The sequence below is a fragment of the Mycolicibacterium lacusdiani genome, from assembly GCF_021916785.1.
In the GTDB taxonomy this organism is placed as follows: Bacteria; Actinomycetota; Actinomycetes; order Mycobacteriales; family Mycobacteriaceae; genus Mycobacterium; species Mycobacterium lacusdiani.
The window spans coordinates 96,488-111,048 of the sequence record NZ_JAKCFC010000002.1 but is presented as its reverse complement, the minus strand read 5'-3'; the positions used below and the strand labels follow the sequence as shown (position 1 = coordinate 111,048).

At 61.9% G+C, this 14,561-nt stretch carries 11 protein-coding genes; 3 read left to right on the top strand and 8 right to left on the bottom strand.

Features of this window, described 5'->3' with window-relative positions:
• Positions 1-154: 154 nt before the first annotated feature.
• Positions 155-817, top strand: a complete 663-nt coding sequence (locus LOK44_RS05495; RefSeq protein WP_163795392.1) for a TetR/AcrR family transcriptional regulator — start codon at positions 155-157, stop codon at positions 815-817.
• 147 nt (positions 818-964) lie between these two features.
• On the opposite strand, the gene LOK44_RS05490 is transcribed toward LOK44_RS05495, so the two are convergent.
• Positions 965-2,110 (bottom strand): acyl-CoA dehydrogenase family protein, encoded by a 1,146-nt coding sequence (locus LOK44_RS05490; protein ID WP_163795393.1) that lies wholly within the window; start codon positions 2,108-2,110, stop codon positions 965-967.
• Positions 2,111-2,257: 147 nt separating this feature from the next.
• Here LOK44_RS05490 and LOK44_RS05485 point away from each other — a divergent pair, with 147 nt between their 5' ends.
• Positions 2,258-2,965, top strand: coding sequence for a TetR/AcrR family transcriptional regulator (locus tag LOK44_RS05485; protein ID WP_237569051.1), 708 nt, complete (start codon positions 2,258-2,260; stop codon positions 2,963-2,965).
• A gap of 24 nt (positions 2,966-2,989) precedes the next feature.
• Here LOK44_RS05485 and LOK44_RS05480 read toward each other — a convergent pair whose 3' ends face one another.
• The 7 genes from LOK44_RS05480 to LOK44_RS05450 all read right to left on the bottom strand — a co-directional run bounded on the left by LOK44_RS05480 (position 2,990) and on the right by LOK44_RS05450 (position 12,849).
• Positions 2,990-3,790: an SDR family NAD(P)-dependent oxidoreductase gene (locus tag LOK44_RS05480; protein ID WP_174266742.1), complete on the bottom strand. Its 801-nt coding sequence runs from the start codon at positions 3,788-3,790 to the stop codon at positions 2,990-2,992.
• 537 nt (positions 3,791-4,327) lie between these two features.
• Positions 4,328-5,905, bottom strand: a complete 1,578-nt coding sequence (locus tag LOK44_RS05475) for a flavin-containing monooxygenase (RefSeq protein ID WP_163795394.1) — start codon at positions 5,903-5,905, stop codon at positions 4,328-4,330.
• Between the two features lie 315 nt (positions 5,906-6,220).
• On the bottom strand, positions 6,221-7,735 hold the full coding sequence (locus LOK44_RS05470; RefSeq protein WP_174266911.1) for a flavin-containing monooxygenase: 1,515 nt from the start codon (positions 7,733-7,735) through the stop codon (positions 6,221-6,223).
• Between the two features lie 71 nt (positions 7,736-7,806).
• Positions 7,807-9,453, bottom strand: a complete 1,647-nt coding sequence (locus LOK44_RS05465; protein WP_163795396.1) for a flavin-containing monooxygenase — start codon at positions 9,451-9,453, stop codon at positions 7,807-7,809.
• Positions 9,450-10,373 carry a ferritin-like domain-containing protein gene (locus tag LOK44_RS05460; RefSeq protein WP_163795397.1) on the bottom strand — a complete coding sequence of 308 codons (924 nt, stop codon included), beginning with the start codon at positions 10,371-10,373 and terminating at the stop codon, positions 9,450-9,452. The genes LOK44_RS05465 and LOK44_RS05460 overlap by 4 nt, the downstream gene beginning before the upstream one ends.
• A 621-nt stretch (positions 10,374-10,994) precedes the next feature.
• A complete protein-coding gene (locus LOK44_RS05455) occupies positions 10,995-11,249 on the bottom strand; it encodes a hypothetical protein (protein ID WP_237569050.1) in 255 nt (84 codons plus the stop codon).
• A 400-nt stretch (positions 11,250-11,649) separates the two neighbouring features.
• Positions 11,650-12,849 (bottom strand): acyl-CoA dehydrogenase family protein, encoded by a 1,200-nt coding sequence (locus LOK44_RS05450; RefSeq protein ID WP_372481207.1) that lies wholly within the window; start codon positions 12,847-12,849, stop codon positions 11,650-11,652.
• 107 nt (positions 12,850-12,956) lie between these two features.
• Here LOK44_RS05450 and LOK44_RS05445 point away from each other — a divergent pair, with 107 nt between their 5' ends.
• Complete coding sequence (locus LOK44_RS05445; protein WP_237569049.1) at positions 12,957-14,558, top strand: acyl-CoA carboxylase subunit beta; 1,602 nt, start codon at positions 12,957-12,959, stop codon at positions 14,556-14,558.
• Positions 14,559-14,561: the final 3 nt, after the last annotated feature.

Below are 14,561 nucleotides of genomic sequence, written 5' to 3'. Positions count from 1 at the left end.
CGGGTTCACACGTGCGGGAAGCTGGGCGGCCTGCCGTCGGCACCTACGAGTTCGACCCCGCATTGTGAGCAAGTGTTAACGTTCGTATTGTGATTCCTGGGTCTACAGTGCTGCGCGAGCACGCGTCGCGAACGAAGGAACAAGGAAGGTAGCGGTGAACAACGCGGTCGTTGCCGGACGTACTCGGGTCCGCGGCGAGCGTCGGGAGCGGATCCTCGCCTCCGCGGCGGAGTTGATTGCCGAGCGGGGCTATCACGCTGTTTCCATGGCCGACATCGGAGTTGCATCAGGCGTTGTTGGCCCGGCCATCTATCGCCATTTCAACAGTAAGAGCGACCTTCTGGCGGCACTCTTCGAGAGAGTGGTGGACAACCTCCTGAAGCGTGCCACTGCGATCGTAGAGCAATCGCGCGACGAGGCGGAGGCGTTAACCATGCTGGTGTCCGACCAAGTCGCCTTGGTAATGGATCAACGCGAGTTGGCGATGGTGTATTACCGCGAAGTGCACAACTTGCCGGATCAGCATCAGAGCCGATTGCGCCGGAAACAGCGGCACTATCTAGAAGAGTGGGTGCACCTCGTCGGGGAGTTGCGGCCCGCGGTCGACGAGATCGAACTCCGGGCGATGGTCCATGGGGCGATCGGCGCCATTCAATCGATCTTGCACTACCGCGGCACTGGTTTGGCTCCCGAGCAGACCTCTGCACTTCTCCTGGCGATGGGGCATGCCGTGCTTGGCGTCCCCGCGTCGAGTTACCAGACGGGCGCCGTGACCGCTGAACCATCGAGTCCCCGTCCCGGCAAGCCACAGCACTAGGGGCATTCTCGGGCACACGAAGACGACTCGACTGCAAGCGAACTCGGCGGCTATCCATTTGATCGGCCGTACCCACACCATCTTCATCCGCCAACGCCGGCCTGCTACGACGAACTTTCGAGACCAATCCCGGATGTGCAATTCGATCTAGAGCGAGCGAGCAATGATTTCCTTCATGATCTCGTTCGTCCCACCGTAGATTTTCTGAACGCGCGCATCGGCCCACATCCTGCCGATGGGATACTCGGTCATGTAGCCGTACCCGCCGTGTAGTTGCAAGCAGTCATCGAGGGCCACCATCGCGCGCTCAGTAGTCCACCACTTCGCCATTGCGACAGTGGGAATGTCGAGTTCACCACGCAGGTGGCGGACGACGCAGTCGTCGATGAAGACACGGCTGATGTGGGCATCGGTTGCGACCTCGGCAAGTTTGAACTTGGTGTTTTGGAAGGCGAAGACTGGCTTGCCGAAAGCGTGCCGATCCTTGGTGTACTCCACCGTGAACTCGAGCGCTGCTTCCAGCACCGCCACTGCGCCGAGTGCGAGGATCAATCGCTCTTGAGGCAGTTGCTGCATCAACTGGATGAAACCCTGGCCCTCAGTCGTACCGAGCAGATTCTCAACGGGAATGTGCACATCTTCGAAATAGAGTTCGGAGGTGTCCTGGCCTCGCTGACCGACCTTGTCCAACACCCGACCTCGCCGAAAGCCCGGCCGATCGCCTTCGACCAACATCAAAGAGATGCCGTTCGCTCCGGCAGTCGAGTCGGTCTTGGCGACGACGATGATCAAGTCAGCCTGAGCGCCGTTGGTGATGAAGGTTTTCGAACCGTTGATGACGTACTCGTCCCCGACGCGTACTGCCTTGGTGGTGACCGACTGAAGATCTGATCCCGTGCCTGGCTCCGTCATCGCGATCGCACCGACCATCTCGCCGGTCGCCAGTCGTGGAAGGAAGCGCTCCTTCTGCGAATCGGTGCCGTACTCGAGCAGATAGTGGGCGACGATTCCGCTATGAAGCGGCGCGCCCCAAGCCGAATCGCCGATGCGGGCCTGCTCCTCGATCAGGACCGCCTCGTGAGCGAACGTTCCCCCACCTCCGCCGTACTGCTCGGGGATCGACATGCATAGCAACCCTAGGTCGCCCGCTCGAGTCCACAGATCTCGATCCACGTGGTGCTGCTCGATGAAGCGGTCGCTGTGCGGCGCAACCTCCTTCTCGCAGAACGTGCGCGCCAAGTCGCGCAGTGCATCGAGGTCATCATCCATCCAGCTAGAGCGATTGGCGGCCATTCGAGTGTCCTCACTGTGTCTGTTTGCGCGCCGATCCCTAAATGGTTTCGCGAGGCGCAACGGGTACATGGTGTACCACGAACCCGGTCCTGGGTACAACCCGTACCCAGAACTTTCCAGCGCACGGTGGGCGTTACGGTGGGCATCGTGGAGCGGAAGCACTGGGTGGACACCACAGCGGTCCGTCGCGCAACCAGTAGATTGCCGGGTCGTGATCTGCGTCGTGAACAGATCATCAAAGCGGCGCTCAGCGCGATCGAAGAGAACGGGCCCCACGCACTCACGGGCCAAATCGCGGACAAGGCGGGTTTGGGCCGAACGCACTTTTACCGCCATTTCGCCAGTAAGGAAGAACTCGATCTGGCCGTGGCTCGTTACGTCCACCGCGAACTCACTGCCAAGATTCGTCTAACTCTGGGAGTGCGGGGATCACCGCTAGACGTGATTCGCGCGCCGGTCACTCAGCACGTTGTGTGGGCTGACGAAAACCCCAACCTCTATCGGTTCCTCGTGAACCGACACTACCGGCGAAGCACCGAGAAATCCGCGCCCGGTAGCAGTGCGTTCGCATCTGAACTCGCCCTGGCGGGCGCGCGTTACTTTCCCCGGTACGGCGAAGACTCCGCCGCGGCAGACCGGAACGTCGCCGCCATCATGGGCCTGATCGACGCATCAGTCCTGTGGTGGCTGGACCACCGAGACTCCACCCGTGAAGAACTCGTCGTTCGGTTGACACGGCAAACGTGGCTGATCATCGACGACAGGCTGCGCGAACTGGGAATCCAGCTTGATCCCCAATCCCCCCTGAACGACCCCACGGTCTCATCGAGTACAACCCCCGCCTCCCCGCGCTGAACCATCGGGTCTTCGACGCAGCCGTCAACGATGTCCGCGTTGGCGCCGCTCACCGACGCCACGCATCAACGCGAAAGCATTCAAGCCAAGCGACGGTGCGGCATCGCCGGCGCGGGCAACGACGCCACGCCACCGCGGAACTACCCGAAATACTTGGCGGCTTCCCAGCAGCTCGAGTCCTGCGCGGGCGACGTCTGCAGCATCCAAGGGACTGGCGCCGGCGAACAAAAGCGCCGCTCCAGGGTCGGCAACTCGGTCGGTGACCATCTTTGTACTTACCACGTCAGGGCACAGTGCACGGGCGCGGATTGGCAAACCCGCATGGTGAAGGTCGCCCTGCAAAGAGGTGGTGAACGACAATACGGCAGCTTTGCTCGCTGCGTACATAGCGAGCCCCGGGACAGGTGCCAGAGCGGAGAGCGACGCGATGTTGAGGATCGCACCTCCACCTGCGCCCATAGCGGCGACTGCGGCGTGTGAGCCGGCGACAACGCCGCGTACGTTGACATCAAGAATCGACGCAATCTCGCCATCGGTGTGGCTCCAGCTGTTACCCGCGATCAAAACCCCAGCGTTGTTTACCCATACGGCCAGACGGCCCGCGGCCGAAGCCTGCGCAGCGACATCACGATGGCCCGACGGGTCTCGTACGTCTTGTCTGGTACTCCAGGCGCCACCGCCCACTTGGGCTGCAGCACGCTCTGCTGCATCGCCGTCGACGTCCGTGAGCAACACCCTGTGACCGGTACCGGAAAGTTGTCTCGCAATCTCCAAACCAATCCCTCGACCTGCCCCGGTGACGACCGCTATTGATGGCGCTGGCATGTCAATCCCTTCCTCAGGTCGACGTCGGCTTGCCGACTATGGTTTGCACAAGTTCGTGAGGGGTTCCCGACGCACATCGGACTAGTGTCAATGTCGCCGACACGCCGATGTCCGTTGACGCCCGGTCTGGCCCAACCCGTCTAGGGGTTCTAGACCTCACCGCGCAGCGACGTAAAGGGCGAGCCGTCGATCGGGAAGGGTAAGGCCGTATCCCCCCACCGAGCGCGTTAGCCGTCCGCGGGAGCCGTTGCGATTTCAGGGCTTCCGCCGCGGCGACCTCGATATCGGCCATTGTCGACTCAGTTCTCATGGGGCACACTCCTCCCCCTGTGCGGGCGCAAACAGCACCGATGTCAGCCCGCCCAAGGCATAGTCGCGATCTCGATGGGCGCCCTTGTCATCGGTTCCCCCCGGGAATCTCGTTGGCGGCGGTAAACGCAAAGAGGCAGCATCTGCCAAAGGCCGACTCGATCGACAGTGTGGGTCGACAATACGTCCACCCAACTGCCGCTTTGAGCGTGCCACACGAGACCGCCATCAGTCGGCGCTGTCGGTGCCGCTTGAAACGGTCGAACCGGTATGGGCCGGCTCGGGCGTCCGACCGCTCGACGAGTTCGTAGCCACTGCATTCGAAAGGACGTATGCATTCCGTCGCGGCCGCCTTGTACGAACGCGATAGAGAAAGGTGGGGCTGGGCCAGTTAGTGGATATCGAACCACGCGCCGAGCGATACCAGCTAGAGCACAGAGTCCATACGGATTTGTCCAGGCGGCGACTCAACAGTTGATTGAAGCGCCACTCCGCGGTGGCACGCACTTCGACAGCAGTGCCCGGGTGGGCCCGGAGAACCTTCATCAACCTGACTATGTGTCGGGCTTGCGACTCGAGCATATAGACGATCGACCCTGATCCCACGTTCGTATTGGGCCCATACATCATGAAGAAATTCGGGAAATCTGGTACCGACAAGCCGTAATAGGCGTGCGCACCATCTGCCCAGACTTCGGACAGCTTCCGGTCCGCGCGGCCGTGGACCTCCATAGGCGAAAGAAACTCTGTGGCAGTGAAGCCGGTGCCGTAGATGACGACGTCGGCGGCATGGAAGCCGCCGTCAACCGTGCGAATTCCCCCAGCTTCTACTGCCTCGATATCTTCAGTCACTAGTGAAACGTTGGGACGCCCGAGTGCAGGATAGTAGTCGCTAGAGAAAAGAATTCTCTTGCATCCGGGAGCATAGTCAGGTGTGAGCTGGGAACGCAGGTTGGCATCGCGCACCTGGCGACCGAGGTGCCCGAGGGCGACGGCGCCGAGGGCGCGTGCTACTGGCTTTGCATCCACGAGCGCCAACGCCAAGAACTCGAATATCGTCCAAATCATCAGGCGCTCACCGAGTCGCAGGATGGGTAACCTGCGCAGCAGCTGGTGATGCCGCTCACCGTACTGGCGATCGATTTTGGGCAGCACCCACGGGGCTGACCGTTGGAAGACATCCAAGTGCTCAGCGCATTCAGCCACCACCGGGACGAACTGCACCGCACTTGCGCCAGTGCCAACGACCGCAACCCTCTTACCGCTTAGATTCAGATCGTGGTCCCAATCGGCGGAATGAAAAGACGGGCCAGCGAACCGCGATATTCCAGCAATGTTCGGAACCGAAGGGCGGGACAGCTGGCCCACGGCCGAAATCACCACGTCACACTCCAACTCCTGGTTGGTAGTCGTGGTCAGACGCCATGTGTTCGAGCGCTCATCGAAGGTTGCCTTGGAGATTTCGGTTTGCGTCCGAAGGAGGGGTGGCAATCCGCTTTCGTCGACGACGCGGCGAAGGTAGGCGAGGATGTCGGGCTGTTCTGCGTAACGCCGACCCCACGTGGGATTTGGCGCCGACGAGATTGAGTACAACTGCGACGGGACATCACAGGCGGCACCCGGATAGGTGTTCTCGCGCCAGACTCCCCCGACACCATCGCCCTTTTCGACAATGAGGACGCTGTCGAATCCAGCGCGTTTGAGGCGGAGTGCCAGGGTAATTCCCGCGAAGCCGGCGCCGATGATGACGATAGACGGGTTCCCTTGGGAATTCGCCTGGTTATGTTCGAGTTCAATGGTTTTCATCGTTAGCTCATCACCCTTCTTGCTGGGGCGCCGAGGGGCGAAGCCGTGCGTTGAGACGCTGTCAACCACGGTGGCCGCGGTCGCAAGAACTCGCCACCGCGCCCGAGGGCCTTCCAGCGAAAGGGGTGTCCAACTTCTCGACACTGGTTCCGCCCTCGGACCGGGGCACCACGAGTACTCCCCGTAGTACGCAGTCCCTGACCGCCAGGCCATGCAAGTCGGCGGGAATCACTTGCGTGAGCGGCCGGACGCCGCGACGCACCGTCGCCGCGACCAAGTGGCTCGCCATGATCGGATTCGTCTTGGCAGGTGGAGTCATCCGGCAGTGTCCACCTCTTGTGGCGCAGCGTCCGCCGTTTTCGCCGGTCGCCGTTCGAAACGGTAGTCCGCCAGGTCGAATCGTCGACTGCGCCAGACCGTTTCGACCGTCGTCGTCGGACGGAGTGGCACGTCCCCATGCTTGTCGAAGTAGTAGCTGTTCGCGCCCGCACAGCTGTCCTGCCAGAAGACTTGCGTATGCCGCCGTGCCAGCATCTCCGCAAAGAAGCGTCGATTCGCCTCCTCACGTACCTCGACGTAGTTCGAATCGGCCGCCCGGGCATGCCGGAGGCAACGAAGAATGTGACCTGCCTGTGCCTCGATGAGTGCAAAGTAGGAAGACCCGTTGTACCCATACGGGCCAAACACTGAGAAGTGGTTCGGAAATCCCGGCACGCTGACGCCCTCATACGCCTGCAGGCGGTTCTCGTCCCACCACTGAGCCTGGTCTCTGCCACCTACACCTGCCAGCGAGTAGGTCGGCATGCTGTCCGATTCCATGACCTTGAATCCCGTTGCCAGCACGAGCACATCGATCTCGTGTCGTCCGCCATCCGCCGTAATCACCGCGGTTTCATCCACCCGGGTAATTGGGTTGGTTTCGAGATGAACGTTGTCGCGGTTGAATGTCTTCAGATACTCGTTGTGGAAGCTTGGTCGCTTGCAGCCCAGCGCGTAGCGGGGTGTCAGCTTCTCCCGAACGACCGGGTCGGTGACTTGCCGACGCATATAGCTGATCGCTACGCGCTCAATCGCCGACGAGAGCGGTATGGCGGTATGGAAGTGCGCTGCAACGGGGAAGGTGAGTTCGACAAACGCCTGGCTGGCTCCCCGCGCGGCGATCTGCGCCCCAGGTGCGAGCCTGAGGAGGGCACTCAGCGCGCTGGGCACCGCGAAGTCGAGTTTCGGCAGGCACCATATCGGTGTGCGTTGGAAGACGGTGAGTCTTTCGACGCCCTTGGCTATCGAGGGGATCAGTTGCACCGCCGAGGCGCCCGTTCCGATGACGGCGACTCTCTTTCCGGTGAGAGTTTGCTGATGGTCCCAACGCGACGTGTGCATCGTGACCCCGCCGAAGTCTCCAACACCCGGTATATCCGGTGACTTTGGTCGGGTGAGAACCCCGGAGGCATTGATGACGAACCTAGCTGTCAGTTCCTCGTCCGCCGAGGTATACAGACGCCATAGTGTCGATTCCTCGTCGAACTCAGCCCTCACAACCGTGACTCCGAAGCGAATGCGCGACGCAAGGCCATACTTTTCCACGCAATGCTTCGCGTAGTTCTTCAGTTCGACCCCCGGCGCATAGGTGCGTGACCACGACGGGCGTTTCTCAAAAGAAAACTGGTAACTATATGACGGGATGTCTACTGCAATCCCAGGGTAGGTATTCCAGTACCACGTTCCACCCACCCCTTGGGCCTCATCAACGATGAGGAAATCTGAGAAACCTTCCTTGAGCAGCTTGATGCCCACCCCGATCCCGGAGAATCCAGCTCCGATGACCAAAATCTCGTGGGTGGGGACCTCGTACGTAGGGGCTCCGGAGGTGGGGGCATCCTCGTCGCCCGCGACATGGACACTCAAGCGTCTTTCCTCACACTCGAGGCTGCACGCTTAGGCGGTACTTTCCCAACGCCCACGTCCACGACGTCTGCTCTGACGTCTGGCCGCGTTGGCAAGGCGCCTGCGCTTTTGCGGCCCTGGGCGACCTTGGCCACACGCAAGCCGTTTTCGGCGTGTTCCACTGTTTGGAGTTCACGCCGTGCGGTTGCCGGGTTCGTCACGTAATCACCCATGTCGACCTTGGACAATGCGCGCACGAACTGGGTGGCGAAACCGGGGTACATAGTGCCGTTGTATCCGTCATTCGTGAGGTACCAGCTCTTGCAGCCCGAATTCCATGTCGTACTTACCAACCGTCGCTGTACCTCGCCGTGGTAATCATTTTGCCGGTCTTCTCGGACCTCGAGCGTACTGAGATCATTCTCGACTATCGCACCAATGACTTTGACGATGTAGTTGATCTCGGCTTCCATGTACACGAGGGCCGAGTTATGGCCGGGCCCCGAATTCGGACCGAATGTGAAGAAGAGATTGGGATAGCCTGCGACAGTGACACTCCGGTACGCATAGGCGCCCTCGGACCACTCGTCGGAGAGCTCACGACCATGCGCGCCTCGGATGGGAAAAGGCGTACCGGCCTTGCATACATCGAAGCCGGTGGCAAACACGATGCAGTCCAGTTCGTGTTCGATGCCATCTGCGGTCCGTATGCCATTCGGCGACAGGGTCGCGATCGGCCATGAGACGAGCTTGCAGTTGTCGCGCTGAAGAGCCGGGTAGTAATCGCTGCTCATCAGCATCCGTTTGCAGCCGGCGCGGAAGTTCGGAGTGAGCTGGCGCCTGAGCCAACTATCCGAAACCTGCCTCCGCAGATTCGCCTTCGCCACCAGCTGGATGCCGGTGGTGACCGGGGTATCCCAGACCATCCCGACGGCCATGAGCTCGTGCACCCAGAACCAGGCCTGCCGTGCCGCATTTTGCACGAGAGGCACTCGACGAAACGCCGTGCGCGCCCACTGCGGATGGGAGAAGTCGGGCCGAGGCAGGACCCAGCCGGGGGTGCGTTGAAAGACCTTCACCGAGCGCGCAGTGTTCACCAGTTCGGGGATGATCTGCACCGCGCTGGCGCCGGTGCCCACCACTGCGATCCGTTTGTCGCTCATGTCGTAGTGGTGATCCCAACGCGCACTGTGGATCTTGTGACCAAGGAAGGTGTCCAGTCCGCGGATGTCAGGCAGGCTCGGATTCGCAAGCGGCCCGCTGGCCATCACTGCGGTGCGCGCCTTGAACTCGGAGCCGTCAGCAGCCTGCGCTGTCCATAGTGCGCTTTCGTCGTCGAAATCCAGACCGGTGACGTTCACGCCGAACCGGATGAAACGCGACAGCGAGTGCTTGTCCACCATCGTCTTGATGTAGTCGAGTATCTCGCCGCTGCCCGAGTATGCGCGGGACCAGTTCGGATTCTGCTCGAACCCGTAGGAATAGAGCAGCGACGGGATGTCACAAGCTGCGCCAGGATACGTGTTGTCCCGCCACGTACCACCCACCTCATCGGCGCGTTCCAGTATGAGGAAGTCGTCAATACCCTGTTGTAGCAACCGGATTGCGGTTCCCAGGCCAGCGAAACCCGCACCGACTATCAAGACGTTCGTGGTGTCGCTCATCTAGCCACCGGTTCATAGGTCAACTCTTCGGTCCACGATGGCGTCTTACCGAGCACTGCCGTGGGGAAGTAGTCGATCGCGGTACCTAGTCGCTGCGAGATGTAATGCAGTGGCTGAGAACGCTTTATACTTGCCGACATGTGGGCCTTCAGGATGTGGTAGCCCGGCACGCGACGCGTGAACTCGCTCCGATCCCCTACGTTCTCGTAGCGCATGACCGCGTTGTACAACTTATCCTCCGACAGACCCATGGCGTTGAGGTTGGCCAGCATCCGCGTGAGCAACGGCACGTATAGGAGTCCGCCGGCAAGGATTCTCGGGTCGACCAGTGCCCCTATCGTCTGCATCGCGTGAATCCGCATAGGGCTAGCACCGAGATCGTTCAAGACTTGGAACCCGACCGCTAGGTGCCGCGACTCGTCATTGTTGACCTTGTTGAAGACCTCGGCGCACAAAGGATCCTGCACCTCATCGAGCAGGAACTTCAGCAACGCTCCGTCGAGCGCAGTCTCCAAGGCGGGAATCGCCGCGCCGATAACCGTCAACGGGAGGGCCTCAGCGTATCGGTCAAGCCACTCGATGACCAGCCGAATGTTCTTGTTGGGCACGGGGACTTCCCCTACTTCAAGCATCCCCCAACGTTTCATGAGAGCCAGTTCCGCGTTGGCGTGCCGCTGCTCCTCGGCATGGAAGTACCGGTAGATCTCACCTAGGGCCTCGAACGGCGCCTTCGGCGCCATGGCGGCGAAGGCTCGGGCCCCGACGTGTTCGATCCACACCACGTCAGACATGAACTGCTTCAGGCCGGGCCGCTGTTCATCGGTGACCTTGTCGGCGCCCGGCGCATCCCAGTCGATGTCGGCCAGCGCCCACTGCCGATTCTTGATCGTCTCGAGCATGTCGCTGTATTCGAATGCCATTACGGTCTCCTTCGTCCTTGTCGGGAGTGACTTAGCTCGATTTGGTCAATCAAACCGAGAGCACGGGTATACGTGGCAGGCACTGCCCGTTTGAAGAGCCATAAGGTCTTCGCGTCGATTCGAGGTAAGACGTGCAACCGTCCGTGGGCCGTTCGCGTTGATTGTCCCGCGAGCCAGCAATTCCGCTGACGCGCCCGTTCTCTCATCAAGTTGGTTCAAAGCTTGGAGGCTGGCTCCCGTATGTGGGAGCTGTCGACGATGTTGGTTCTGACGAACGCTGGGCACAGTACCCACCACTCGTCCACGCGAACAGGCATAGTCCCAAGCGAAGGCACGGCCGATTCCGCTGCCCGCCCCCGCAACAACCACGTTGGCGCGGCGGCTGGGGCGAGGCGACCCGTCCAACGGCAAGAGATTCATCGGTACCGATTCCTTTAGAGATTGGGCGATGTCGGGTGGTTGAGTCAAGCCAATCTGCTGCCAACTGGTGGCAGTGAACGCAATTGTGGTCACGTGCCACCAGTTTTGCTCGCGCATCAATCGTTGTCAAGACGCAGGCCTGGGAACGTAAGCAGCAAGATGGGGCGGCGTACGGGCGCCGGATTGACGACCGGGTGGCGCTTAGTCGAAGCGGCAATGGAAGTCTGGGCTGAGAGCGGATGGGCTGCCGACTGCCGTGATGCGTTGACTACGCGCCAGAGTGGCGTTGTGGGATCGCCGATCCATGAGGAGTTCGAGGCCCGCGATGAGTTGCTGCTGGCAGCGTTCGGCGGCGTCCGAACCAAGCTGCTCGGCGGGTGTGCCGAACGCGTGGGCACCACCAACCGGGACCTTGGTCCCGCGAACTCGAGCGTTGTTCTCCGCATCGCCCAGCATGCTGACCGAACCTGAATTCTGCTGACACAAAAGTCGGGGTAGTTCGACATGCAAGGTCGTCGCCCAGTGGCGTTACGAGGAGCAACCCAAGAATGGCTTTGCGCATCGGCACTTAGCGGCCGGCGGGACCGTCGAACTGATTGGCGCCAGGCACGCGAACAACTGGTCCATGTAAGTCAAGTGGACGTCGTCGAACATGGAGCAGGCTGCTCCAGCACGGGACCACCGCTACGTGGTCCGTACGTCTCGCTGAATGGCATTGTGAGCACCCTCGCTCGCACAGGCATCATTCGAGAAAGGGCGTGCGGCGACGCAGCCGACTCGCCTCCAAGATGGCTAGCGGTCAGTACCGTCGGCTGTCGAAGCCGACGCTGCTCGCTCGTCGAATGACGAGTTGTACTCATAACCCGATCCGCTTGGCGATGATCTCCTTCATGATCTCGGTAGTACCGCCCCCGATGCCCAGGATGCGCGAGTCGCGATAGTGCCTTTCTACCTCGGTCTCGCGTAGGTAGCCCATGCCACCGTAGAGTTGGACGGCGGTGTCAACGGCGAGCGCGCAGGCCTCTACGGCTTGGTTCTTGGCCATCGAGACCATCCGCACGTCGGTGTCTCCGGCGACGATGCGGTCCACAGCGGCACGGGTGTACGTACGAGCCACGTCGACGGCCGTCGACATATCGACGATCTTGTGCCGCACCACCTGTCGGGTCGATAGCGGTCGACCGAAGGTTTCGCGCTTCTTCACCCAATCCAGCGTCAGGTCGAGGCAGCGCTGGGCCGTGGCGTAGCACTGGACGGCGATGAAAGCACGTTCGACTTGGAACTGTTGCATGATCTGCAGGAATCCGCTGCCTTCGGGGCCAACCAGATTGACCACCGGCACGCGCACGTCGGTGAATCCGAGTTCGGCGGTGTCGGAGCACAGCCAGCCCATCTTCTTCAGTGTCCGCGAGACCGAGAAACCCGCGGCGCCACGCTCCACCACGAGCAGTGAAATCCCCGACGGGCCCGGGCCGCCGGTACGCACGGCGGTGGTCACGAAATCGGCGCGGACACCCGAGGTGATGAACAGCTTCGCACCGTTGACCACGTAGTGGTCGCCGTCGCGCCGTGCGGTAGTGCGGATGCCGGCGACGTCAGAACCGGTGTCTGGTTCGGTGATGCCGAGGCTGCCGATCTTCTCCCCGGCCAGGGTCGGCGCCACGAAGCTGCGGATCTGCTCGGGATCGCCCTGCGCGGCCATATGGGGCACTGCGATGTGATGCGTAAGTAGGCTGGCCAGCAAGCCCGACGAGCCGCCGGCCTCCATCACGGCCTCAGTGAGCAGCACCAGGTCGCGCAGGTCACCGCCGGAGCCACCGATCTCTTCCGCGAACCCGATGCCCAGCAACCCCGCTGCGGCTGCGCGGCGGTGGAGTTCTCTAGGGAGTTCTCCGGCGTCCTCCCAGTCTTGCAGGTGAGGAACGATCTCCTTCTGGGTGAACGACATGGCGAGGTTGCGCAACGAGATGCGCTCGGGCGTCATCCACGGGTCGGCTGCGGCCGCCTCCGCTTCCCGCTGATCCGGCTGTTTCATGTGAGTTGCTCCTGCTGTGATCACTCGGGGACGGCACGATTGCCACGTCGACCCCGATTGTCCGCGAATGTTAATGATCGATAACGTAGCGTGTCAGGAGATCGACGTTGATGTCATTTGGAGGAAAGTTGATTGACGTCCTGCATGACCGGGTCGACACCCGCGCGCCGGTATACCTCGAGAATCGCGAGGGACTTATCGCGCAGCTCCATGCGCTCGCCGAACAGCTAGCGCTGGCCAACGGTGGCGGCGGCGAGAAGTACGTCGCCCGGCACCGTAGCCGCGGCAAGATGCTGGCTCGGGAGCGCGTCGAGCTGCTCATCGACCCCGACACGGCCTTCCTGGAACTCTGTCCGTTCGCGGCGTGGGGCACGAAGTTTCCGGTGGGCGGCAGCGTTGTGGTCGGCATCGGCATCGTCGAAGGCGTCGAGTCGATGATCATCGCGCACGACCCGACGGTGCGCGGCGGAGCCTCGAACCCCTACACGTTCCGAAAAGTGTTCCGGGGCATGGCAGTCGCCCGCGAGAACCGCCTGCCCATCATCAACGTCGTCGAGTCGGGCGGGGCGGACCTGCCCACGCAGGCCGAGATCTTCGTGCCCGGGGGCCAGCTATTCCACGACCTCACCCAGCACAGCGCGCTGGGCCTGCCGACCCTCGCGCTGGTATTCGGTAACTCGACGGCAGGCGGCGCGTACATCCCCGGCATGTGTGATTACGTGGTGATGGTCCGCAACCGGTCCAAGGTCTTCCTCGGCGGTCCGCCGCTGGTGAAGATGGCGACCGGCGAAGTGTCCGACGACGAGTCGCTCGGCGGCGCAGACATGCACGCCCGCACCTCCGGGCTGGCCGACTACATGGCCGAGGACGAGCAGGACGCCATCAGGATCGGGCGGCGCATCATGGCCAGACTGAACTGGCGCAAGCTCGGGCCCGGACCGACACATTCCCCGGCCCCCCCGCTGCGAGATCCCGACCAACTCCTCGGGATCGCTTCGGTGGACCCCAAGGTTCCCTTCGACCCACGTGATGTCATCGCCCGAATCGTGGACGGGTCCGCCTTCGACGAGTTCAAGCCGCTATACGGCACCTCGCTGGTCACCGGTTGGGCCTCGATCCACGGATACCCGGTAGGGATCCTGGCCAACGCGCGCGGAATCCTGTTCAGCGAGGAGGCGGAGAAGGCCGCCCAGTTCATTCAGCTGGCGAACCAGATCGACACGCCACTGGTGTTTCTGCAGAACACCACCGGCTACATGGTCGGCGCGGAGTACGAGCAGGGTGGCATCATCAAGGACGGCGCGAAGATGATCAACGCCGTCTCAAACAGCGCTGTCCCACACCTGACGATCGTGATGGGCGCGTCCTACGGTGCGGGCAATTACGGGATGTGCGGGCGGTCCTACTCTCCCCGCTTCCTGTTCACCTGGCCCAACTCGCGTTCGGCCGTCATGGGCCCGGCCCAGCTCGCGGGCGTGCTGTCGATCGTGGCCCGCGAGTCGGCCGCCGACAGGGGCCTCCCGTTCGACGAGGAGGCCGACGCGCAGATGCGCGCTGCCGTCGAGGGCCAGATCGAGCGTGAGTCGTTGGCGCTGGCCAACAGCGGCAGGCTCTACGACGACGGGATCATCGACCCGCGCGACACCCGTACCGTTCTCGGGTTCTGCCTGTCCGTGGTCGACAACAGCGAGATCCGTGGCCAACGTGGCTACGGCGTGTTCCGGATGTGATGG